Here is a 24414-nt window from a genome sequence, read left to right as displayed (position 1 = left end):
TAAGGCGCTCAGCCGAGCGGTACTAATTGCCCAGTAGAGCTCCGAGAGGGCCGCGCCCTTAGCGGGCAGACGCCGCTTCGTCCGAAGAATGTCAAGAATCTAAAGATACAAGATTTTAGACGTTAGACGAAGACCGAATGGCATATGCCGTGAAGTCTAAAGTCTAGGTACTAAATACTAAAGTCTAAAAATAAGACTTAGGTGGCTAGGCGGCGGGGCTCCACCCCTTCCCATTCCGAACAGGGCCGTTAAGCCCGCCAGCGCCGATGGTACTGCTACACCAAGCGGGAGAGTAGGTGGCCGCCAAACCTATAGAGCCTCGATCTGTTGATCGGGGCTTTTTTATAAAAGGACATTAGATCTGAGACGTTAGATGTTAGATGGCTTACGCCAGAAGTAGTCAACATCACTACAAGCATCTAGCACTATAACCGAATGAAAACAGATACTAGACATTAGATCGGATGATAAGAGGTTAGGCGAAGAAGTCTAGCATCTAATATCTAAAGTCTAACATCTGGAAAAATACTTAGGTGACTAGGCGGCGGGGTTCCACCCCTTCCCATTCCGAACAGGGCCGTTAAGCCCGCCAGCGCCGATGGTACTGCTACACCAAGCGGGAGAGTAGGTGGTCGCCAATCTTACAGAGGCCTCGAGAGAAATCTCGGGGCCTTTTTTTGTTAAGACTCATGATAAAAAGAGGCAAGATCTTTCAGCTATATCTTGCCTCTTGTGTCTCAAATCGTGTATCTCTTCTACTCATTTGCCAGCTGCCAAACGGTGTAGAAGGCAAAGTTGGTGATGCGTTCCAATCGGGGATAGCTTATTTTATCTGCTTCGTCGGAGGGTTTGTGGTAGTCGGGATGCTTACCGGTGGTGAGTGAGATTGCCGGGATGCTCTTTTTTACGAACGATGCATGATCGGAACCATGGGTCCACGACATCCTGTCGCTATCGGCCAGCTTGCCGCTGATGTCGATGCCTGCCCGCTTCGCGTTTTGGTTAAGTTTGTGCGTAAAGGTGCTGTCGGTGCTGCCAAGTACAAGGGGATAGACGTACATGCTGGTATCGGTGTGGCTTTGGTTGGTGCGGCCAACCATGTCGAGGTTTACCACCATCCTTGTTTTGCTTAGGGGAATGATGGGGTTTTCGGCCATGTAGCTCGATCCGATTAGCCCCATCTCTTCGGCCGTAAATGCCGCTACAACAATGGTTCTTTTGGGCGAGTACCCATTCTTTTTTGCCTGTGCCAGCATGCGAGCAACCTCCATAATGGCTGAGGTGCCCGATGCGTTATCGTCGGCGCCGTTGTAAATGGTATCGGTATCAGCGGTCTTCCTTAGCGATTTTTGGTAGATGTGGTCGTAGTGGGCGCAGAGGATTACCGCTTCGTCCTTTTTGTCGGTTCCTTCTATAAGGCCCACCACGTTTTCGGTGCCAATCGTTGTTAGCTTATCGGCTGGCGTGCGCCCAATGAACTCGATGGTTTCGCCTAGGCGTAGCCCCGCGTTGGGGCTGTCGGCCTCCTGCTCCTTATTCTTGAATAGCTTCCTAAGAAAGATCTCGTCGATTAGGAGGATGTTGAGCGCCGGATGCCGCTCGAGAAAGGGGAGCGCTCGGCTGTAGTACTCGTTTTCTTTGGCCTTGAACGATCGCGTAAAGGGCGAGGTGAAGACGGTGTCGCCCGCGTCGTTGGTCGATTGTAGGAGCAGGTTGGATAGGGCAAATCGGCTTTTCCTGAACTCGATCAGCTTCTTGCTGGGCAGGAGCAGCATAAAGGTCCCCTTTGCCTTGCCCTTGGTGGCCTCCTCTATTTTGGCCAATCCCTCGTCGATCGATTGGGCCTCTACAACCGGCACATAGCTTCTTTTGCCCTTTGCCGCATCCGTAGGGCCCATGTAGGGGGTAACCTCGGTGTCGCCAAATCCTCTGGCCGACAACACAACCATATCGTTGAGCATGTACACCCTTTGCGAGGTGCTTTTTATGGTTGCCGTTACGGCAAAGTGGTCTTGAACTGGTGCAAGGTGCAGCGCGAAGCTTTGGTAGTAGGGCGATGCCCCTTTGGTGCCTATTGGTGCCACCCCGCTTTTACTAAGCTGCTGGGCGATGTAGGCGGCCGCCCTTTTTTGTCCTTCGCTGCCCGCCCTGCGGCCGTTAAGCTCGTCGGAGGCCAGGTAGTAGAGGTGCTTCTTTAGGTTCTTGACCTGTGCGTTGGCTGCTGGAACGTTCTCCTGCGCGCTGCCGATGTAGGCAAGGTGTAGAAGTAGGGTTAGCGTTAGGTACTTTTTCATTGGTATCGGTTTTGTGAAGCTATGTGCTCGTTTTATTTTGAAACTTCGGTTGGTGTAACTTGTAAGTTAGGCTCTAGATGCGCTGCTTGCTCTTCTGCTTCCTCTTTTTCTTCAGAGTCGCTAAAGATTCTGTTGTAGTCGGCTTGTTCTATTTCGAAAGCCCTATAATCGCTTTTCTGTATTTCATCGCTTAAGTAGTCTTCGAGATACTTTTGAATCATGAGAAGCCTGATTTGGCCTTTTTTCGTTTTGCAGTCAACATTTTTAAAATAGTTCCTTACTTCATCCTTGCTGTTATTGAATATCTGCATTAATAATGGGTGAAAAGAAACTTTTTTGACATCTTCCCATTGTATGTAATCTTTTATACAGTTTTTCACAAATTCATCAGGATTCTGCTCGATGTACTTCTTGAATAGTTTACATGCATTTTCATCAATTTTAGTACTGCTCTTAATACGTTTTTCAGGTTCTAGTACTATCCCTCCACAAGCAAAAAAAGCAACTTCAGTTATGTCGTAAGAAATATTTCTTTCGATTACTTTTCTTAAATGTTTTATTGCCGATTGAACGACCTTACTTTCATCGAAGAGGGTGTATTCACGTGGTTGGTGAATGATTTCTCTATAAGCATTAGATTTTATGTAAATTCTAGGTTCAAGATCAAACTTAGTGTAGTGCTGAATATATGGGTCGGGAGAATCCTTGTCGGTTTCATCTAGCTTTTCAAGTATAGCAAGTAAGTTTACATTGCGGTTTTTATGTCTTTCAAAATATTTATTTGTTAAAAATAATGCCTGTTCCAAACTGTTTGAGGGATTACTGGTGCTTAACGCTAACGCTAGCAGTAACTCAAAATGCGCTTCCAGATCATTCGATCCTATACTTATTTCGCCATTAGTAAATGCAGTAAAAGTATCATCAGCACATTTTCTATAAAAGGAGTCGTTAAAGTTCTCTCGGATTACTATAAGCCGGTTGAGTATATCAGCCGCGTTGGAAAGGTTAATATCAATTCCTTTAAAACCGTAAACCCCATACTTTCTATACCTATCTATATATTCCGTATAGTGAATGGAGTTACTCCGAAGAAAGTATTCTAAATACTTAACAAAAAGATTATCTCCATTTTCGTTTAGTAGTAGAAAGTACAGCAAAGGGTGTTTGCTGTTAAAATCGTCCTGCTCTTTTTTTCTTTTTTCCTTTTCTTTTTCTCTTTCTCTTTCTTGCGTTTTCTCGTTAACCCCATAATAACTAGTATCTGGACCATAAATACCTTTCGATTCCTGAATTAGCCTTAGCAGATGCTTGCCTCTTCCTTCTTTTGGTAAAGTACTTTTTAAACTATTGAAAGTATCCCGAATGAGAGCAAACTCCTCTGGTTGGTAGTAGGAAATGTAAGTGAAAACTAGCGTATATTTCACGGGGACTATTTCAAAATGGGGTAGCCCGCTTTCTACAACAAGCGCGTTGAAAACGCGCTTAACCTTGCGGAGGTTGTCGAATAAGCAGGTAAATTCTTTTTTGAGGTCACCATTTTTCAATGCAATCTCGGGGTGGGCCTTAAAAAAGGCAGAGCTGTTTATCTGCTCTTTTAGAATTTCGTAGTAATCCTTTGCCGAAGATGGAAGCTCAAACTGGAAATTTATAATCTTATCGGGATAGGTTTGGGCAATGCGTTCGTCTTCGAAGTATTTGCTTAGCACTGTTTCTACATAATTCCTATCGTAGGTAAGCACAAAAATGGTATTGCTAAAGCTGGCTGTGTTGCGCACCAGCTTAAACATGGCCAGCAGCTCCTCCTTATCGAGGCGGTCGGTGTCGTCAATAAATACGACAAAGCGGAGGTCTTGTCTTTTTATGCAGCTGTTTATTGTTTCGAGTATTGCGCCTAAATCTTGGCTGGGGCAAATGCTTTCTACAACCTTTCCGACGATTCCCGTACCATCGGCAGCAGCCAGCACCTTGCCATACTGGCGGAACTTCATTCGTAGCCGTATCTCGGGAGTATTTTCGGCCATAAGGCTAAAGAAGTCGGTGGTTATTTGTTGTACCTTGCTGCTCATCCAAGGGTTAAAGTCGAGGATGCGTATGGCCTCGTCCTTTTTGAGGTTGGCCTTTACCAAGTTTATAAAGGAGGTCTTGCCCGAGCCCCAGTTTCCCTCTATCCCAAAAACAAATGCATGCTTATTATCTACAATATTGCGGATGTTGGTTGAGATGGAATCGGCATATAGTGAAAAGCCCAACTTATCAGTGTCGAAGACTTCAATTGGTTCGTCTTTTTGTAAAAGAGATGGTAACCTATCGTAAACTTTTGGATTGTCATTTCTATGTATAAGTAGAAGAATGGAGTAAAAAATGGTGAAGAATAGTGCTGTATTAAAAAAGTCGGTGTTCAACCAGTAGGTAGATTTTGAAAATCCAAATATGAGTTGAATCAAGTACCAACTCGAAATAGGGACAAGACAATAAGCAACATACGCTGGTTCAATTGTTGATTTAAAGTCTTTCTTTTGAATCCTATATAGAGGATATAGAGTTGAAATAATAAAGAAATAGAGAACTATGTCGGGGTGTTCTCCTTCCGTAAAACAATTATTCCCTATTCCAAAGATGATGCTATCCAGCTTCTCTCTCATCAAAAAGTAAACCGCCACAAAAACCGAGAGGTAAAAGACGTACCGCCCCCAGAAACCCTTAATTATCCGATACAGTATCATAGTTGGTATATTTTTCGTCCTAAATATCGCTAAAAAGCGGGCTGGTTGTGCTTACCTGCACGTGAATCGTCCCAAAAAAGTCTGACAAAGCAAAACACGGAGAGTTTTTCGTCCAAAAAAGTCTGGCGGAGCAAAACACGGAGAGTTTTTCGTCCAAAAAAGTCTGGTGGGGCAAAACACGGAGAGTTTTTGTTCCAAAAAAGTCTGGCGGGGCAAAACACGGAGAGTTTTTGTTCCAAAAAAGTCTGGCGGAGCAAAACACGGAGAGTTTTTGTTCCAAAAAAGTCTGGTGGAGCAAAACACGGAGAGTTTTTCTTCTAAAAATCTAGGAAAACCGAGGATGGATAAATTTTTTGATAAAAAATAAATACAAAATAGTACAACATAACATAAGTTTACTAAATTAGCCCCTGTTAAAACCAAATTGTAAACAAATCATGATTGAAACCACCAATTTTAGGCTAATGAACCTAACGGAAAAGCAGGGTTTCGTTAGCGCATTTCTACCTCCTGTGGAGAAGCTGCTCGGTAAAAACCCCAGCTTTATACCTTACATCGATCGCGTAAAAGGCAACTTCGACCTTTTCGTAAAAACCACCGAAGAGCTAAGCCATCCTGAGCTTACCGAAAAGGTAGTAGAGGGCGACAACCTCCGCGATGGGGGTATTAATGGTCTTAAAAGTAATGCTGCTCGAAGCGTAAACCGTAAAGATCCCGCATGGGTTGAAGCAGGTAAGCTTATACTGCGGATATTCCACGACTTTGGTGATGGCATGGCCACCCTTCCGTTGGAACAGGAAACAACCAGCATTGACAATCTGCTGGCCGAGATCGATCGCAACCCTGTGCTTAGGGCGGCAATTACCACCATCCAGTCCGATGCTTGGCTTCAGGATATCCGCGATGGGCAGAAAATTGTAAAGGATGCCGTTGAGCAGCGTAGAGCAGGCGGCTTTGTCAACAGCTTACCATCGTCCTTCGTGGCCGCAAAGCCTTTGGCCGCAAACTTGGAAAAGCTGATTGACTACATCAACCTAAAGATTGATTTTGAGCCAACACCTGAGCTTACCGCTCTTGCCAATGGGCTTAACGAAATCATAGTAGACTACAATAAGAAAATTAAGCTTCGCCAAACGCTCCGCGATCAGGAAAAGGAGAAAAATGAGGGTGCGAAGTAGAATATAGCCGTGAGGTATTGCTCGTTTTAATTAGGTTTATGTTAAAGTAGGGGGTGAGCTTAGCACCCCGGTTGTCAGTTCAAAACTTCTACCGTGAGGGTAGTATTGGTCAGACATTAATAGTTAGTGGGGGGAAGCTGCACCTGTTGCAGCTTCCTTTTTTGTGTGGAAGTCCTTTGCGAGGGCTTGCACGGCGAAGGTGCCGGGCGCAGCATGCCTGCAAAATTTGCAGTGGCGCTAGGAACTGTACAAGAAATCGCTACCTTTGGGCAATTAGCTCGAATACATTAAATTTAACAAAATAGCTATGAGACGATACTTATACCTCCTGCTGCTGGCTGCCTCTGTTGCTGTATCGTGCGCAAAGGACGAAAGCGTGCCGACAATTTCGAGAAACAACTCGGGGGTATTGGCCAAGGATATTGCAGGCACTTGGACCTTTGAGCCTCCTACGGCCGAAAATATAGTAGTTAAGGGCACGACTGCCGAGCTTACCGATATGGTAAAGGCCCAGCTTATTTCCATGATGAACGAGCGAATTCCCCTATACCTAAGGCTCGATGTTACCTTCGATGGCAGCATGTACTGCTCGGGCGAGAGTAGCGTAAGCGATCCTAAGGTCCGCTACCAGGGCGTGTACCTCGTTTGCGGCGGCCGCCTAAATGCGACGCTAAACTCGCCAACCGAAAGGCTATCCATATACGGGCTGCTCGAAAAGGGCGAGGGTGCTTCGTTTATCCTTAACTTCGACGAGGATGCCTATATAGAGCACTACGCGCAGCTGCTTAAACAGCAGCAGCCACCGGGGGCTACCTCGGATGCTGTAAAATCGGTTCTGGAGAAGATGCGAGCCGACATTACGGAGCTCCGATGTCCAATAAAGCTGATTAAAAAGGAAACAGAGTAGCGCCCTTTGTTGGAGCGCTTCTGCGGGGGGGGCCTAAACGGCTTCCCCTTTTTTTATGGATCTTCGGATGCAGCGTAGCGTGGCAATGCCGTTAGCTTAAGGAATATCTTTCCCTCGGAGTATCATCCCGTGCTTGTCACGGGATCTCCATATAAAATATAAAAGAGCCTTTTATGAGGAGATACCGGCCCTAGCCGTCAAGTTAAGCCGATGCATAGAATTACATTTATTAAAATAACAGGATAAATATTAAGTACCAGCATATAATTGAAAACTGTTTATCCTCCCGCCCAAGCGGGAGAATAACGTGCTGCTATTGGGCGTATGTCCTTTTAAATTCAGCCTTAACTTGACATCTATGGATCACGGCCTTTGCCGGGATGACAAGAATAAAGTCGGTTTCCTTAAGTTAAAAGATATTGGCCTCCGCTAGGGGCGATAACCTTCGAAATAGAATGGCCTAATTCTTTTTAGCGAAATATTTGAGGTGGCGCTTCATCTTTTTGCCCCTTCGGATGCTGACAAGCGCGTAGGGGTTAGCTTACTATTGGGCAAATGGGTGAAGATCTCTTGCCGTTTTTGTAACTTCCGCATCGTATTTACGGGTAACCGAATACTACGGTACAAAAACTTTTTACGATGCTCAACAGAATGTATAAAGCGTGCCTATGCATCGCTATCTTTTCCGCAGCAGGGCTGGCTGCGCCGGCTCAAGGCAGCCCATTTAAAAAGAACTGGATCGATTTCAACAAGAATGGGGTAAAAGACCCCTACGAGAATACAACGCTCTCCACTCCCGAGCGTGTAAAGGATTTGGTGTCGAAAATGACCGTCGAGGAGAAGGTGGGCCAGCTGCTCGCTCCGCTCGGATGGCCCATGTACGAGCGGAAGGGCAACGAGATTCTGCTTACCAGTAAGCTGAAGGAGGAGGTTCGAAATCGGCATATCGGAATGCTTTGGGCGTTTATGCGTGCCGATCCGTGGACCGAGCGCACGCTGGTATCCGGACTAAATCCGCAGCTGGCGGCTAAGGCTACCAACCAGCTGCAGCGCTACGTAATAGAGAATAGCCGTTTGGGAATCCCTATACTCTTGGCCGAGGAGGCGCCCCATGGGCACATGGCCATTGGCGCCACGGTGTTCCCAACATCGGTGGGGCTATCGTCAACCTGGAATCCTGCGCTTGTAGGCGAGATGGCTCAGGCTGTAGCGCTCGAGGTGCGCAAGCAGGGTGGGCATGTTGCCTACGGCCCGGTGCTCGACCTGCTGCGCGATCCGCGCTGGTCGCGAACCGAGGAGTCGTTTGGCGAAGATCCCTACCTGATCTCGGAGTTTGGGGTAGGCTACGTTCGTGGATTGCAGGGCAGCAACCTCAAGAGCGGGCGTAACGTCATATCCACCCTAAAGCACTTTGCCGCCTACGGAATGCCCGAAGGGGGGCATAACGGCGGAAGCTCGCACATCGGCGAGTACGAGATGAACGAGTACGTTTATCCGCCCTTTAAGGCCGCTGTCGAGGCAGGCGCTCGCACCGTAATGGCCTCGTACAACGAGGTTGATGGCATTCCCTGCCACTCCAACCGTCAAATGCTTACAGATGTGCTGCGCGATGGGTGGAAGTTCGATGGCTTCGTGTTCTCCGATTTGGGCGGATTGGAGTTGCTTAAGGGGCACGGCGTTGCTGCCGACTACAAGGAGGCAACCTTTAAGGCGTTTACCGCCGGGGTTGATGCCGATTTGGGCTCGAACTGCTACCATAAAAACCTTGAGCAGCTGGTAGCCGAGGGTAAGATTGATGTTGCCATCCTAGATAGATCGGTGGCTCGTGTGCTGGCTGCCAAGTTCGACCTCGGGCTCTTCGACAACCCTTTTGTTGACGAAAAGGAGGTGCTGTCATCATCGGTAATACAGGAGCATCGTGCGCTTGCCCGTAGGGTGGCGCGTGAGTCCATTGTTCTTCTTAAAAATGAAAAATCGACCTTGCCGCTAAGCCGCGAGGTTAAATCGATTGCCGTAATAGGCCCCAATGCCGACAACGTTTACAACATGCTGGGCGACTACACCGCACCGCAGCGCGATGGCAGCGTTATCACCGTGCTTCAGGGAATAAAGAACCATTTAGGGCCGCAGACAACGGTGCGCTACGCCAAGGGATGCTCCATTCGTTCCGAGTCGGAGGATGGGTTTGCCGAGGCTCTGTCGGCCGCACGCCAATCGGATGTGGTGGTTATGGTGATGGGTGGCTCTAGCGCCCGCGACTTCTCATCGAAGTACGAGGTTACAGGAGCCGTTAAGGTTACCGAGGATATGAAGAACGATATGGAGTGCGGCGAGGGTGTCGATAGGGCAACGCTAAACCTGATGGGTAAGCAGGAGAAGCTAATGCAGCAGATTGCCGCATTGGGTAAGCCTGTGGTTCTTGTGCTAGTAAAGGGGCGTCCGCTTAGCATTAATTGGGCTAACGATAATATTCCTGCCATTGTAGATGCTTGGTATCCGGGCATGGAGGGCGGAAACGCCATTGGCGATGTTCTTTTTGGCGACTATAACCCAGCTGGAAGGCTTACCATGTCTGTACCTCGCTCGGTAGGGCAGCTGCCGGTTTTCTACAATACCAAGCGAGCCGCCAATCGCAGCGACTATACCGATGAAAAGGGAACACCGCTTTACCCCTTTGGCTACGGGCTTAGCTATACGCAGTTCGAGTATAGGGGTATCAGCGCCGAAAAGCTGCAGGGACGCAAAGACTCTCTAGTTAAGGTAACGGTAAGGGTTGCTAACACCGGCAAGCGTGATGGCGATGAGGTGGTGCAGCTTTACCTTAAGCAGCTGGTGGCTAGCCATACCACTCCTAATAAGCGATTGGTTGCCTTTAGGCGTACCCCCGTAAAGGCAGGCGAGGAGGTGAGCATCACCTTTACGCTTCCCGCAAAATCGTTTGAACTTTACCAGGGAGGTGGCAAATGGGCCATAGAGCCGGGTAAGTTTATGCTGATGGTGGGAGGCTCTTCTGCCAATACGATACTAGAGCAGAGCATTGAACTATAGCCATACAAAAATCCCCATCCGAAAGTCAGATGGGGATTTTTTATTTCGATTACTCCTTAATCAGCTTTTTGTACTTCACGCGGTGTGGAGTCACATCGCCGAGGCGCTTCTTCTTGTTCTCCTCGTAGTCGGTGTAGCCACCCTCGAAGAATACCACCTGCGAGTCGCCCTCGAAGGCAAGAATGTGCGTAGCGATACGGTCGAGGAACCAGCGGTCGTGCGAGATTACCACGGCGCAGCCGGCAAACTCTTCCAAGCCTTCCTCCAGCGCACGGAGCGTGTTAACGTCGATATCGTTGGTAGGCTCGTCGAGTAGCAGCACGTTGGCCTCTTCCTTAAGCGTTAGCGCTAGGTGTAGGCGGTTGCGCTCGCCACCCGAAAGGTTCTTTACGAGTTTCTCCTGATCGGCACCCGAGAAGTTGAAGCGCGATACGTAGGCGCGGGCGTTCACCGAACGTCCTCCGAGCATCATCAGCTCGTTACCCTCCGAGATCACGTTGTAAACGCTCTTTTCGGGATCGATGTTCTTGTGCATCTGGTCGGCGTAGCCAACCTTTACGGTTTCGCCCACCGAGAAGGTTCCGCTATCGGGCGTTTCCTGGCCCATGATAAGCTTAAAGAGCGTGGTTTTACCCACACCATTAGGACCGATAACCCCTACGATACCTGCAGGTGGAAGCGAGAAGGTGAGGTCTTCGAATAGCACCTTGTCGCCATACGCCTTGCTTACGCCCTGCACGTCGATAACGTGGTTGCCCAAGCGTGGACCGTTGGGGATAAATATTTCGAGCTTTTCTTCCTTCTCCTTGCTATCCTCGTTAAGCAGCTTGTCGTAGGCCGATAGACGTGCCTTGCTCTTTGCCTGACGGGCCTTTGGGGCCATGCGCACCCACTCGAGCTCGCGCTCTAGGGTCTTACGGCGCTTGCTTTCGGTCTTTTCTTCCTGAGCTAGGCGCTTGCTCTTTTGGTCGAGCCAGCTGCTGTAGTTGCCCTTCCAAGGAATACCCTCACCACGGTCGAGCTCGAGGATCCATCCGGCAGCGTTGTCGAGGAAGTAGCGGTCGTGGGTAACGGCAATAACCGTTCCCTTGTACTGCTGAAGGTGCATTTCCAGCCACTGGATGCTCTCGGCATCGAGGTGGTTGGTAGGCTCGTCGAGCAGCAGCACGTCGGGTTGCTGAAGCAGCAGGCGGCAGAGGGCTACGCGGCGGCGTTCACCTCCCGATAGCACGCCAACCAGCTGGTCGGGCTCTGGGCAGCGAAGTGCATCCATGGCGCGCTCGAGCATGCTGTCGAGCTCCCAGCCGTTCACGTGGTCGATCTGCTCGGTAAGTTCGCCCTGGCGCTCGATGAGCTTGTTCATCTCGTCGTCGCTCATGGGCTCCATGAACTTGGCGTTTACCTCCTCGTACTCTGCTAGCAAATCGACAACGGGCTGAACACCCTCCATAACGATTTCCTTCACCGTTTTGCTATCGTCGAGCTTAGGTTCCTGCTCGAGGTAGCCAACGCTGTATCCGGGCGAGAAAACTACATCGCCCTGTATGGATTTGTCTAATCCGGCGATAATGCGTAGCAACGTAGACTTACCCGAACCGTTCAAACCGATGATGCCGATCTTGGCACCGTAGAAGAACGACAGGTAGATGTTGTTCAGAATCTTTTTGTTGTTGTTTGGGAGCACTTTGCTCACCCCAACCATCGAGAAGATAATTTTTTTGTCGTCGGACATATGTTAAGTTAGATATTAAACTTTTGTTTTAGATATTAGACGTTAGATAGTAGATGTTAGATAAGGGTAAGTGAGCCTTTGTGCATTTCTCATGTCTAACATCTTGCGTCTAAAATCTCTTATCTAGTATCTGGCAATTCGCTCGATATCCCAGCGGGTAAAACCATTCTTTTGCAGCTTGTTGGTTTTATGGTAGCCGTAAAAGTACAGCTTAGCATCGTCAGTACCAAACAGCATTTTATAGCAACGTGCTGTAACCTCGCCTTTAGGGCAAACAAGAAACGAAACAACGGTATTTGGACGACGCTCTTCTACCGCCTTTACGATTTCTTCGCGTGATACAAAGCGAATTTCGTTCTTATTCTTTTTGTCCATTCGTTCTGGGCTAACACCCGATGTTACATCATCCTTGCAGATTAGAATTGTTTTATTGGCAAGCTCTTCTACGTTTTTATTGTAGAAACGTAGGCTTTCCTCTAAAATACCAGGGATCATCTTCAGGTTTTGAACGTGCATCTGAAGAAAATCTAGCAGCGTTGGGAGCATGTACATGTTATCGAGAGCCTCGTCGAGCGTTGTTCCAAACGGGATAAATCCAAGGTCGGGCATATCTGCATAGTTTGCAGCGTTGCCTCCTACCGAAAGGGCCAGAAAGTAGTAAGGATTCTCACGCTTATCGTTGCTGTAGCGAACTTCTGTAATGCCTAGGAACGAGTTTTTTGCATCCGTTCTTAGGTTCTCAAATTCAGTTGAGTCTACATATTTTAAAGGGGTAACCTTCCAGTGCTTGGTGAGGTTGTCTTTAAGCGAGAGGTCTACCATCTTATTCTCGTTGAAGATTAAGACAGACGTTGTTGATTTGAAAAAGCGCTCAACATCTGCAGATGTCGCCTTTTTGCCTTGAGCTAGTGCTGCTAGCGAAAGCGTTAAGGTAAATGCAATTAATCCTATTTTCTTCATTTTCATTTGAGTTGGTTGCTTAAGCAAAAGTAAGAAGGCTTGCTGCAATAGCAAGCCTTCTTCAGCTTAATTAAGCGAATATGCAGTCTCCTACTTTTTTGATAGCTTCTTTAGGTCCGACTCCAGCATTCCATCAGGCTTAGATCCTGACATGCGGTGCATGTCGAAGTAGTACAGTAGGCCATCAGATGCACTAAATACCATCTTGTACACACGCTCTTGCATTCTTTGTCCATCGGGACCAACCTTGTGGATAAACATTACATTCTCATCTTTTTTGGCAATAGCATCTTCGATATCTTCGGGGTTAACAACCTTTACAGGGTAGGGGTAAGCCTTGCGCTGCTTGGTGATGTCGCGCATGTCCTTCTCAAGATCTTTCTCTACAACCCAAAGCTCTTTCATCTTTACCTTAGGAGCGTTATCGTTGTAGTCGTCAAGCATGTCAGCCTTTAGCAGCTTTGGATCGGCCTTGAGCGCAAGGATGTGCTGCTGGAAAAAGCGTAGGAATGCCTCTAGCTTGTAGTAGTAGGATGCATCTCCATTTTTTGTATAGCCAGCCGGTATGCTGATAACCTCTGGCATATCGGTAACCTTGCTGGTTGCCGAGCCGTTCATGGCGCAAAGGTGGGTGTAGCTAACCGAAATATTTTCCTCTGGGTATTTGAAGTCAACTAAAACTAAGAACGACTTGTCACGCTCCTTACGCATCTGTTCAAACTGGGCCGATGTAATAAATTCGAACTTGGTAAGGGTCCAGTTGGTGCTCATAGCCTCCTTAATCTTTAGGTTGTACGAGCTTATCGGATTCGACTCAAGAACTACGTAAGTAGTATTCTTTAAGAAGGTATTCACATCATCAACAGTGGGTTTATACCTCCCCGCAAAGAGCGATGTGCTCAATGCTCCCAACAAAACAGCCAGTAATATCCTTTTCATAAAATTCCCTTTTAAATTATACGCTGCCAAATTTAAGATTTAGCGGCTATCTTTAAAAATAAAAAATGCCAAAAGTAGGATGCCTTCATCCATGCGGTGGTGCTTAATTAGCACAAGAGAGTCGTGATAATTAGAAAAATCTGTTATTTTCGAAACCTTAATTCTGGGAAAATATGAAACTTGTAAAAGAAGAAGATTTAATGAAGGCGGCCAATCTCCAAGGCTTAGGAGGAGAGGGGATTGCTAAACTTTTGATGTTTATCTTGGGCTTTAATAAGGTAAATGATATTTACTCAAAAATAGGGAATAATAGTGGCCTTGACTTTATAAATAGCCTGCTCGAAGAGCTAGATATCAAATACGACATCAATCCAGAAGAGCTTAAAAGAATCCCTCAAGGGGGATTTATCACCGTATCGAACCATCCGTTTGGAGGTATCGATGGCATTTTGCTGATGCTGCTGATATTACAGCAGCGTCCAGATTTTAAGGTTATGGTTAATTTTCTTCTCCAGAAGATTAAGCCGATTGAAGATTTTTGTCTTCCTGTTAACCCGTTTGAGAATAAGAAATCGATAAACTCAAGCCTAGCAGGTATCAAGAGTGCCATTAAGCATGTAAAAGAAGGGCATGGTTTGGGGATCTTTCCTGCCGGAGAGGTTTCGGCTTTTAACCAAAACCTTTTTAATGTAGCCGATAAGCAGTGGAACGACTCCATAATGAAGCTTATTAAAAGCGCAGAGGTTCCTGTTGTTCCAATTTACTTTCATGGCAGCAACTCCAACCTATTCCATCTTCTTGGACTGGTACACCCCATGCTTCGTACCGTTAAGCTACCATCGGAGCTGCTAAATAAGAAGAATAAGACAATAAAGATACGGATCGGAAACCCAATATCTGTTGAGGAGCAGCGAGAGTTTAAGAGTGGAGACATTTCGCGTTACACTCGCTACTTGAGAGCAAAAACGTATGCGCTCAGCGCTCCTATTAACGATAGCGAAGTGAAGAAGTTCTTTAAGCCTCGTATTGTTAAAAAAACGGCTGTAGAGGAGATCGTAGCGCCTGTTGATCCAGCCATAGTGCAGGCCGAAGTTGCTGCGCTGAAAAGCGAGTACCTGCTGTTTACTAGCAAGAACTATTCGGTGATTTGTGCTCCATCTGTTGAGATGCCCAATATTATCAATGAAATTGGTCGCTTGCGCGAGGTTACCTTTCGCCAGGTAGGCGAAGGAACCAACCAAAAGATCGATATCGATGAGTTTGATTTGTACTACAACCAGCTCTTTATTTGGGATGATGATGCAAATGCCATAGTTGGAGCTTATCGTGTTGGTAAGGGCCAAGAGATTATGGATCGCTACGGAAAGAAGGGCTTTTACATCCAGTCGCTCTTTAAAATTAGCGATGATTTTGGTCCTGTGCTGACTCAAAGTATAGAGTTGGGGCGCTCGTTTATTGTGTCGGAGTACCAGCGGAAGCCTCTACCTCTATTCCTGCTTTGGAAGGGAATTCTCTACTTCTTGCTTAAGCATCCGGAATATAGGTACCTGATAGGTCCTGTTAGCGTGAGCAACCGTTATTCGTCGTTCTCGAAGAAGCTTATAGTGAACTTCCTTAAGGAAAACCACTACGACTACGATATGGCGAAGTTTGTTACTCCTCGAAATCGCTATAAAGCAAAGTTTGATAATATAGATTCTGAGATTATTATTCAGCAGGCAAAGGCCGATATTAATAAGATCGATAAGTTTATTAGCGATGTGGAGCCTGAAGACTACCGAATGCCGGTACTTCTGAAAAAGTACATAAAGCTTGGCGGTAGGATTATCAGCTTAAATGTCGATCCTCTTTTTAACGATTGCCTCGATGGCTTGCTTGTGCTCGATCTCTTCAATGTGCCATTCGATGTTATTACATCCTTATCTAAGGAGATTAACGACAAGAGCATCCTCGATAGGTTTAATCAAACAGACTATACTTTTGATGAGTAGCATGGCTACTCTACCATTAGTAAAAAAGGCGATCATAGGATCGCCTTTTTTACGCTCTGTTTATGGCTATAAAAAAGCGGATTGCCAGTGCTGGCAATCCGCTTTCCTTATAATCGAAAATAATCGTTACTTCTTTCCAACTTTATGTCCTGCAACTCCGTAGTAGAATATTGCTACAAAAGAGATGATGCTTAGGAAGAATGCTGCATTAGGCATGCCATTTTGGTTGAAGACACCCCAAACTACAGGGTATACTGCACCACCAACAACAGCAAGCATCATCCATCCGCCAGCTTTCTTTGTGAACGAACCAAGACCATCCATTGCAAGAGGCCATACAGCAGGCCAAACTAGTGAGCAAGAGAAGCCCATTGCGGCAAATATGAGAATCTTGACAGGAACAATCAGGGTAGTTTGCTCTAGTCCAACAAGGTTGATGAATGGGAACGTTACGGTAATGTCAGCAGGGACAAGTAGTCCTACAATCGAAAGAACAATACCAGAACCAGCACACATTGCTAATGCCTTCGACTGTGAAAGGTACTTAGGAATAAGTATAATACCGCAGATGTAGCCAATAATCAAGCCATACGAGGCAAGCGCATTGTAGAATTTGGTGTGAATCTCTGCCATGTTGAACGCTTCGCCCATAGCCTTGCTTTGTCCCATTACCATGGTTTCGATACCTACGTAAAGGAATAGCGTTAGAACGCCAAGGATAAGGTATGGGTAGTCGGTAAGCTTACCTTCGGCCTTTTCATCCTCTTTGTTTGAAGCAGAACCGCTGGTGTTCTCAATTTCTGGCATCTTAACGAAAAGAAGAACTACTGCAGTTGCTACAAATACGATGGTAATCCATACGTAAGTTGAGCTGATCTGCGAAAGCTTATCATCTTGAGTTGCTGTTGGTGCAAAGGTAATTGCCGAAGCAAGAATGATAGGGGCAAGTCCACCCGCAAACTTATTCATGATCCCCATGAAGCTAATGCGACGAGCTGCGCTTTCAATAGGGCCAAGAATGGTGATGTAGGGGTTAACAGCAGCCTGTGTCATCGTATTCCCAACTCCAGTTACGAATAGAGCTCCAAGGAAGAAGAAAAATGATCTGTAAGTTGCCGCAGGAATAAATAGGAACGACCCCAATGCAATGAAGAATAATCCTACCGACATTCCGCGCTTATATCCAACCTTGGTAACGACCCAAGCCGATGCGTTAGCTGATGCAAGGGTTGCAATAAAGAAGGCGAAAAAAACCATTTGCGACTGCCATCCTCCCTTTGGAAGGTTAAAGGTGTTTTCAAGAATTCCGTTTAGTCCTCCTGTCGCAAAGGTGACAAATCCAAAAACGGCAAAAAGCATGGCCACGACCGTGAACGGTACAATGTTGCTGCCGACTTTCTTTGTGGTTGCTGGCATTATTGATGTTTTTAAAGGTTATTTTGTTTGTCTGCGAATATACTTTTTTTTGGCTTTGATAACACACCGTAATTTTCATTTTGAATGAAAAGAGAAATGCATTGTATGGTAATGAATTGAAAATTGTGCGCAGAGGCTGTTCTCAATTGTTTTATTTTGTATTTTTCGTCCCATTTTTAAGGAAAAGAGAAGCGTGAAGAGAGCAACCTAATTTCATCTTTTGTTTTTTTCCTTTTTGTCTAAACCGTTGAGTAACAAAAAATCAAAATGACAATTGCAAAAGTACTAGAGAAGATTGAAATGCCAGACCTAGAACTGGTTTCGCAAACGTTGGATTGGGAAATTTCATCGTTTAAAATTGAGCAGGTTAATTGGGAAGCCTTTCCCTATAAGCCACGTGTTACTCTTAGGATTGGTTATAACGAAAAGGAACTCTTCTTAAAGTACAAGGTGCGCGAGCAATCGGTGAGGGCCGCTGTTGCTGAGAACGATGGCAATGTATGGGAAGATAGCTGCGTGGAGATGTTCGTTTCGTTGCAGGGCAGTATGGATTACTACAACCTAGAGCTGTCGTGCATCGGCAAGCGCCTTTTAGGCTACCATAAAGTTGGCGAAGAGGCCGTTCGCGCAGATAAGAGCGTGCTCTCTAGCATTCGCGTGCTTTCGTCGCTCGGAAATAAGCCTTTCCCCGAAAAGCATGGCGAAACAGAGTGGAATATTACCGTTGCAATTCCCTTTAAAGCATTTTGGAAAGATCGTTTTGCGCCAGTGTCTGGCGATAAGATTACTGGCAACTTCTATAAGTGTGGCGATAAGCTTACCGTTCCTCATTTCCTATCGTGGAAAAAGATTGATTTCGAAAAGCCAAACTTCCACCTTCCTCAGTTCTTTAGCGAGTTAGAGTTCGAATAAGCCCATGGTCTAACGCCGGATGCTAACGGCTTCGTGAATAGATGTTGTTAAACATCATTATCAATGTTATATAATACGATTTTGTTAGCAGAATAACAGTGAAAAATTAATAGTTTTGGGGCACAATTACTAAGGCATAAACATCTTTATTTATAGTTATGGGAAGAAAACTTTTGATTAGGGACTTGACCATGCGTGATGGTCAGCAGTCTCTATTTGCAACAAGAATGACTCAGGCACAAGTTGAAAGACTGTTACCTTTCTACAAAGATGCCAACTTCTATGCAATGGAAGTTTGGGGAGGTGCAGTTCCTGATTCAGTGATGCGTTACCTTAACGAGAACCCTTGGACTCGTTTGGAATCGATTAAGGCTGCTGTTGGAAATGTTTCTAAGCTTACAGCTCTTTCTCGTGGACGTAACCTTTTTGGCTATGCTCCTTACACCGAAGAGATTATTGACGGTTTCTGCCGCAACTCTATCGAGTCGGGTCTTGGTATCATGCGTATCTTCGATGCCCTAAACGACGTGAACAACGTTAAGGCTACCATTAAGTACGTTAAGAAGTATGGTGGTATTGCCGACTGCGCGGTTTGCTACACCATCGATCCTCACCAACCAGAGCTTTCGTTCACCGAAAGAATGAAGATGAAGCTGGCTGGTAAGTCGCTTCCAAAGCCTGTATTTACCGATGAGTACTTCCTTGGTAAGGCAAAGGAAATGGCAGCTCTAGGCGCCGATATGATTACCATTAAGGACATGAGTGGTCTTATTCCACCATCACGTATCGCTGCGCTTATCACCCTTTTCAAGAAGCACATCAACGTTCCAATCGACTTCCACACCCACTGTACCCCAGGTTACGGTTTAGGTGCTGTTGTTGCCGCTATTGCTAGCGGTGTTGACGTTGTTGACACCAACATCTGGAACTTTGCTGGTGGTCCTGCTGCTCCTGCTATCGAGCTTATCTACATTTTCTGCAAGAAGATGGGTGTAGAGCTTGACGTAAACATGGAGGCTGTTGCTAAAATCAACGCAGAGCTTGTAGGTATCCGCAAGGAGCTTGAGGCTGTTGATGCGGTGAAGATCTTCCCAAAACCATTCAACCCGCTTACCGATACGCTACCTGCTGATATCGATAAGGAATTCGATAAGGCGGTTGCTGCTGCTCAAAAGAACGACGAAGAGGCTCTTCTTGCGGCTTGCCACAAGATCGAGGCTTACTTCAACTTCCCAAAACCAGACGAATTGGTTAAGAAGGCAGAGATCCCTGGAGGTATGTACACCAACATGGTTGCCCAGCTTAAGGCGCTTAAGTCGGAGCACATCCTTCCAAAGGCAATGGAGCTTATCCCTCAGGTTCGCCTAGACTCTGGTCTACCTCCATTGGTTACCCCAACTAGCCAAATCGTAGGTGCTCAGGCGGTAAACTGCGCATTGGACATCATGAACGGTAAGGAGATGTACACCAACGTATCGAACCAGTTCCGTAACTTGGTTAAGGGTGAGTATGGTAAAACTCCAATTCCGGTAGATCCTGAGTTCCGCTTTAAGATTTGCGGTACCCGCGAAGAAACCGACTACGATACTTCGAAGCACCAAATGCAGCCAAACCCAACCCTAGAGTGTGGCGTTAAGCTTGCTGAGAACGAGAAGGAAATTCTTCTTCTTGAGCTCTTCCCTCTTGTTGCTAAGGATTACCTAACTGCCACCAAAAAGGAATTGTACAAGAACGCTCCTAAGGTAGAAAAGGTAGAGGTTGCTGCCGCTGCTCCTACCGTTAAGGGCGAAAACGTTACCGTTCCAATGCCAGGAAAGATCCTTGTGTTCAACGTGAAGCCAGGCGATAAGGTTTCTGCTGGTCAGCAAATCGCAGTGCTTGAGGCTATGAAGATGGAAAACAGCATTACCTGCCCAATCGACGGATACGTAAATACCCTTTTGGTTGCCGAAGGCGATGTAGTTGCCGCTGATACCGCCATCCTTGATATCGTTAAGGCTCCTGCCGCTGCTGCTGCTCCTGCTGCTGCCGCTGAGGTTAAGAATGGTAAGCCAGTTCAGTCTCCAATGCCCGGAAAAATCCTTCAGGTGCTCGTTAAGCCAGGCGAAACCGTAGCCGTAGGACAAACCATCGTTGTTCTCGAAGCTATGAAGATGGAGAATAGCATCCCATCAACTTTTGCTGGTTTGGTTAACAGAATCTTCGTAGAAGAAGGTCAAACTGTTGCTGCCGACACCAACTTGATCGATGTTATCTAGTAGATACTTCAGATAAATGTAAGGCCAACCGATTTCGGTTGGCCTTTTTTGTTGTCGGCTTTGGAATTGCACTGCTCTTATCCTTCTGCTTCCGTTGTCGAAATAGTTTCTGTCCCGTCTTATTCTCTGGCGGTCATTACTGAAATGGTTTCTGCCACTACTTATCCTCTAGCGGCCACTGCTGAAATGGTTTCTGCCACTACTTATCCTCTAGCGGCCACTGCTGAAATGGTTTCTGCCACTACTCATTCTTCAACGGCCACTACTGATATTATTTCTGCCGCTACTTATCCTCCAGCGGCCACTACTGATGTTGTTTCTGCCGCTTCTTATCCTCCAGCGGCCACTACTGATATTCTTTCTGCCACTGCTTATCCTCCAGCGGCCACTACTGATATAGCTTCTGCCACTACCCATTCATTAGCGGCCACTACTGATATTCTTTCTGCCACTGCTTATCCTCCAGCGGCAATTGCTGAAATGCTAACCACCCCGTCTGATTGTCCAGCGGACTGCTCTGGGAGTCTGGCTACCTGTTTTGGAAGTTCAGCATTACCTGTATACTGGCAGAACACCCCATATAATGCATAAAACAGGCATTATATGGGGTGTTTCTATCGGATAGAGTATAAGAAGCTCTCCGGTTACTCGTTCAAACCCTTCGCGGCGCTTTTTCCGGCAAGGTATCCGGTCGAGAAGGCGATTTGGAGGTTGTATCCGCCGGTTGGCCCGTCGAGGTCGAGCAGCTCGCCGGCAACGTAGAGGCCCTTAACCAGCTTCGATTGCATGGTTTTGGGGTCGATATTCTTCAGGGAAACGCCGCCCATGGTAACAATCGCACCATCGAACCCGGCGGTTTCGCCCACGTTGATGCGGGTCGACTTAAGCGTGCGGGCAAGCTTGCTGATGTCGGCATCGGTTAAGTCGGCCATCGGTTTCTTGAGCCCAATCTTGTGGAATGCGGCGAATGGCTTTACGAGTTTCTTGGGGAGAAGGCCCATCAGCAGCTCTTCGGTGGTTGCGAACTCGCCTGATTTCACATCGCGGCGGATGCGCTGGACGAGCTGCTCGTTGGCGAGCGCCGACTTGAGGTCGAGCGTTAGCCCCACGTTTTGCCCCTTTTCGAGGGCAAGCACGGCCTGTCGGCTCAACCGGATGATGGCCGATCCTCCAAGCCCGTTGTCAAAGAACTCGACCTCGCCAAACTCGTTGGCTACGGTTGTGCCTTCAACTTCGAGCGAAACTTCAACGTTGCGGAGCTGCAGCCCTACGATCTTCGAAAACTCGGCTTGCTTAACCTTTAGCGGCACCAGCGATGGGAGCGGCGTTACGATATGGTGCCCCAGTTTTTCGAGAAATGCGTAGCCATCGCCGGTAGATCCGGTTCGGGGGTACGATTTGCCTCCGGTGGCTAGGATGATGGCCTTAACGCTTATAACGGCAGCGTGGCCTTTTTCGGAGTCGCGGAATTCGATGGTGGTTACCTTACCGTTGGTTACCCCTATATTTACCACTTCTTTAAAGATGTGGATATCGGCCCCGGCATCAATGGCGGCATCGTGCAGGGCGGTGGCAACGTCCCAAGCTCTGCCGCTTTCGGGGAAGACGCGGCTACCTCGCTCTAGCACGGTTTTTACGCCGTAGCTCTCGAGCAAATCTACTATTGCCTGCTGCGGAAAGCTGCTAAAGGCCCATCGGAAGAATGCCGGATTGGTGTTTACCTTCGATAGAAACTCGTCGTAGCGGCATTCGTTGGTTATGTTGCAGCGCCCTTTTCCGCTGATGCGGACCTTCCGGGCGGTTTTCTCCATCTTTTCGAGCACCACCACGCGTGCCCCCTCTTTGGCTGCTGCCCAAGCTGCAACCAAACCTGCTGCACCACCTCCAACGATGGCCAAATCGTAATCTTTCATTCGCTTGAATTATTGTGCAAAGATAGCCACATCTAAAGATAAAACGCATTACCCTGTTGGGCAATGCGTTTTTTATTAGTTGTTTTCAGATTCTTCTTGTAGTGGCGATGGAACTTCAGCATCATTCGGAATATCATTCCCGATTAGGAGCGTATCTGTAGGATCTTCAATTGGCTGTCGCAGGTACATGCTGGCAAGGCCACTGAGGTTTACGTGCGGGTAGATTCCATCAAACTGTTCCTGGGTGATGGCGCCGCTGCGGAGCAGCTTGCTGGCGATTAGCTTGTAGTAGCCGGTGTAGTGGCTGCGCAGGCTTCCGCTGTCGCTAAAGCTGTAGTAGAACCGCTTGGGGCGGGGGATTATGCTGGCCATAAAGATAGCCTCGTTGGGGGTAACCTGGCTAACGTCCTTGCCGAAGTAGAATTGGGCTGCCTCGTTGGCTCCAAAAATTCCGGGGCCCCATTCGATTATGTTGAGGTATATTTCCAGCATTCGATTTTTCGAAACCAAATGCTGCCGTTCGATGAGCCAGGTAATCAGGGCTTCTTCCAGCTTTCGTGCTATTGTTTTATTCCTTGACAGGTAGATGTTCTTAACCAGCTGCATGGAGATGGTGCTTCCGCCCCGTACGAATCGGCCTGCTTGGATATTGCGGATTAGTGACGATCGGAAGGCGTCGATCAGGAAGCCGCGGTGTCCAAAAAAGTTGCCGTCTTCCGAGAACATTACCGCATACTGCAGCACCTTGGGTATTTGATCGAGGCTTCTAAAGTTTGGGTTGTCCTGTCCAACCGAGAAGGTGCGGGTGGGTACTCCGTTGTCGTAGAAGGTGTACTGGAATGGTGCGTTAATGTATGGGTAAACAACTTCGCCGTACTTGCGGATGCCGAAATCGCGCGATTGAAGATCGGACTCAAATACAAGATCTTTAAGGTTATTCCAGTCGGCCTCGAATTTTAGGTGATAGGATAGCTCTCCGTTTACCTCCAACCCCTTTACTGTCGAAAATATACCATCGGGAAGCGAGCTGAAAAGGTCTTGTGCTGGGAAGAAGTCCTTGTTGATGGAGAGCGCTACAAATCGGTTTGGCTTCGATCGGTACTTGGCGTATGGGTTAAACGTTAGCCGGTTAAAGTTTACCACCGTAGCGCTATCGAGCTCTACGAAATCTTTACCAAAATTTACAACGTAGTCTACATCACCTTTTTCTAGCACAACCTCCTTTTGGGCAATTTTTCGGTGATCGATGTAGAGGTTGTTAAACATTGCTTTACCGGTAACCTGAAATCCGCCCCTGTGCGAGCCTGAGCCATCGATGCCAAAGGCGAGCGTATCAAAGGCAACCTTGGCATGGTACTTATAGGTGATAAATGGTACCGTAGCCCTCAAGGTGTTGGTTGCGTAAACCTTTATGGATGCGGTGTTAATCCATGTGTTGATGTCGCCAACAAACCTAAAAATGGTGGTAGAGTCGTTCTCGGTGATGTGTGCACGTAAATCAACCTCTCCGCTGCTGATGTCGAACCTAGGAACGGTAGCCGTAACCTTATGGCCGTACGAGCTGATGCTGGCGTTGAATTTTTTGATGTGTATGTCGCTTGGGAGAATGTCGAAGAAGAGATCCAGAAGTCGCTCAACCCTTCGGGAGTAGCTCACGTTTGAAGTGGTTTCCGGTTCATCCTTTCTGACAGTTTTGTACAGGAAGGTATAGTTGTTTCCTGTCGAGTCTCTTAGTACGCTAATATTGATATTGTCTGCGTTTAGCTTGGTGATGCTAAGGCGGGTCATAAGGAGCCTTAGCGGGTTTATCTTTATCTTGAGGTTGTCGATGTTGATTAGCGTGTCGTTATCAATAGGCTTAACAACGATTTTGTCGAAGTTTACGGTAAAGATTCCAGTAAAATGAGGGTTGATGACTTGTACATCTGCCTTGTGTGACTCGTTGAACGATGTAACCTTTTTCGTTACAAGGTGGTTGAGTATTGACGAGCGAAATGTAAAGAGGATGATGGAAATGACAACTAGCCCTGCTACTACGCATAAGGCAACTATTCGAATCTTTTTCCAAGGTAAATTCCTAAAATCCATGTTTGTCAATTTAGCGCGTAAAGCTATAATAAAATTGAATAATTGGGAACGATTA

14 protein-coding genes and 2 rRNA genes are annotated in these 24414 nt (G+C 47.0%); 8 read left to right on the top strand and 8 right to left on the bottom strand.

Features of this window, described 5'->3' with window-relative positions; all coding sequences use genetic code 11:
• Nucleotides 1-197: 197 nt before the first annotated feature.
• Nucleotides 198-309: ribosomal RNA gene (rrf, locus tag CLV25_RS09955) — 5S ribosomal RNA — on the top strand.
• Between the two features lie 220 nt (nucleotides 310-529).
• Nucleotides 530-641, top strand: a 5S ribosomal RNA gene (rrf, locus tag CLV25_RS09950).
• Between the two features lie 114 nt (nucleotides 642-755).
• Here the strand turns inward: rrf (CLV25_RS09950) and CLV25_RS09945 are convergent.
• A complete protein-coding gene (locus CLV25_RS09945; protein ID WP_131839495.1) occupies nucleotides 756-2294 on the bottom strand; it encodes a M28 family metallopeptidase in 1539 nt (512 codons plus the stop codon).
• A 32-nt stretch (nucleotides 2295-2326) separates the two neighbouring features.
• Nucleotides 2327-5017: a KAP family P-loop NTPase fold protein gene (locus tag CLV25_RS09940; RefSeq protein ID WP_131839494.1), complete on the bottom strand. Its 2691-nt coding sequence runs from the start codon at nucleotides 5015-5017 to the stop codon at nucleotides 2327-2329.
• A gap of 437 nt (nucleotides 5018-5454) precedes the next feature.
• Between CLV25_RS09940 and CLV25_RS09935 the strand changes: the two genes are divergently transcribed.
• The 3 genes from CLV25_RS09935 to CLV25_RS09925 all read left to right on the top strand — a co-directional run bounded on the left by CLV25_RS09935 (nucleotide 5455) and on the right by CLV25_RS09925 (nucleotide 10150).
• The gene (locus CLV25_RS09935; RefSeq protein ID WP_131839493.1) at nucleotides 5455-6195 is read left to right on the top strand and encodes a DUF6261 family protein; all 741 of its coding nucleotides are present in this window, start codon (nucleotides 5455-5457) and stop codon (nucleotides 6193-6195) included.
• A 307-nt stretch (nucleotides 6196-6502) separates the two neighbouring features.
• A complete protein-coding gene (locus CLV25_RS09930) occupies nucleotides 6503-7102 on the top strand; it encodes a hypothetical protein (protein WP_131839492.1) in 600 nt (199 codons plus the stop codon).
• A gap of 639 nt (nucleotides 7103-7741) precedes the next feature.
• Nucleotides 7742-10150 (top strand): glycoside hydrolase family 3 N-terminal domain-containing protein, encoded by a 2409-nt coding sequence (locus CLV25_RS09925; protein WP_131839491.1) that lies wholly within the window; start codon nucleotides 7742-7744, stop codon nucleotides 10148-10150.
• Nucleotides 10151-10199: 49 nt separating this feature from the next.
• Here CLV25_RS09925 and ettA read toward each other — a convergent pair whose 3' ends face one another.
• The 3 genes from ettA to CLV25_RS09910 form a co-directional block, all read right to left on the bottom strand.
• Nucleotides 10200-11882 (bottom strand): energy-dependent translational throttle protein EttA, encoded by a 1683-nt coding sequence (gene ettA, locus CLV25_RS09920; protein ID WP_131839490.1) that lies wholly within the window; start codon nucleotides 11880-11882, stop codon nucleotides 10200-10202.
• Nucleotides 11883-12005: 123 nt separating this feature from the next.
• A complete protein-coding gene (locus CLV25_RS09915; RefSeq protein ID WP_131839489.1) occupies nucleotides 12006-12842 on the bottom strand; it encodes a hypothetical protein in 837 nt (278 codons plus the stop codon).
• Nucleotides 12843-12932: 90 nt separating this feature from the next.
• On the bottom strand, nucleotides 12933-13781 hold the full coding sequence (locus CLV25_RS09910) for a hypothetical protein (protein WP_131839488.1): 849 nt from the start codon (nucleotides 13779-13781) through the stop codon (nucleotides 12933-12935).
• 173 nt (nucleotides 13782-13954) lie between these two features.
• On the opposite strand from CLV25_RS09910, the gene CLV25_RS09905 reads away from it, so the two are divergent.
• Nucleotides 13955-15772 carry a lysophospholipid acyltransferase family protein gene (locus tag CLV25_RS09905; RefSeq protein WP_131839487.1) on the top strand — a complete coding sequence of 606 codons (1818 nt, stop codon included), beginning with the start codon at nucleotides 13955-13957 and terminating at the stop codon, nucleotides 15770-15772.
• A gap of 126 nt (nucleotides 15773-15898) precedes the next feature.
• On the opposite strand, the gene CLV25_RS09900 is transcribed toward CLV25_RS09905, so the two are convergent.
• Entirely contained in the window at nucleotides 15899-17188 is a 1290-nt protein-coding gene (locus CLV25_RS09900; protein ID WP_131839486.1) for an MFS transporter, read from the bottom strand.
• A gap of 267 nt (nucleotides 17189-17455) precedes the next feature.
• Here CLV25_RS09900 and CLV25_RS09895 point away from each other — a divergent pair, with 267 nt between their 5' ends.
• Both CLV25_RS09895 and CLV25_RS09890 read left to right on the top strand, forming a co-directional pair.
• Nucleotides 17456-18100 carry a carbohydrate-binding family 9-like protein gene (locus tag CLV25_RS09895; RefSeq protein ID WP_131839485.1) on the top strand — a complete coding sequence of 215 codons (645 nt, stop codon included), beginning with the start codon at nucleotides 17456-17458 and terminating at the stop codon, nucleotides 18098-18100.
• 158 nt (nucleotides 18101-18258) lie between these two features.
• The gene (locus tag CLV25_RS09890) at nucleotides 18259-20358 is read left to right on the top strand and encodes a biotin/lipoyl-containing protein (RefSeq protein ID WP_243649622.1); all 2100 of its coding nucleotides are present in this window, start codon (nucleotides 18259-18261) and stop codon (nucleotides 20356-20358) included.
• A 644-nt stretch (nucleotides 20359-21002) separates the two neighbouring features.
• On the opposite strand, the gene CLV25_RS09885 is transcribed toward CLV25_RS09890, so the two are convergent.
• Both CLV25_RS09885 and CLV25_RS09880 read right to left on the bottom strand, forming a co-directional pair.
• A complete protein-coding gene (locus tag CLV25_RS09885; protein ID WP_131839484.1) occupies nucleotides 21003-22271 on the bottom strand; it encodes a BaiN/RdsA family NAD(P)/FAD-dependent oxidoreductase in 1269 nt (422 codons plus the stop codon).
• Nucleotides 22272-22346: 75 nt separating this feature from the next.
• A complete protein-coding gene (locus CLV25_RS09880; RefSeq protein ID WP_131839483.1) occupies nucleotides 22347-24359 on the bottom strand; it encodes a transglycosylase domain-containing protein in 2013 nt (670 codons plus the stop codon).
• Nucleotides 24360-24414: the final 55 nt, after the last annotated feature.

The sequence above is a fragment of the Acetobacteroides hydrogenigenes genome, assembly GCF_004340205.1.
In the GTDB taxonomy this organism is placed as follows: Bacteria; Bacteroidota; Bacteroidia; order Bacteroidales; family ZOR0009; genus Acetobacteroides; species Acetobacteroides hydrogenigenes.
The sequence above is the reverse complement of the archived record's forward strand: the minus strand, read 5'-3'. Positions and strand labels throughout refer to the sequence as shown.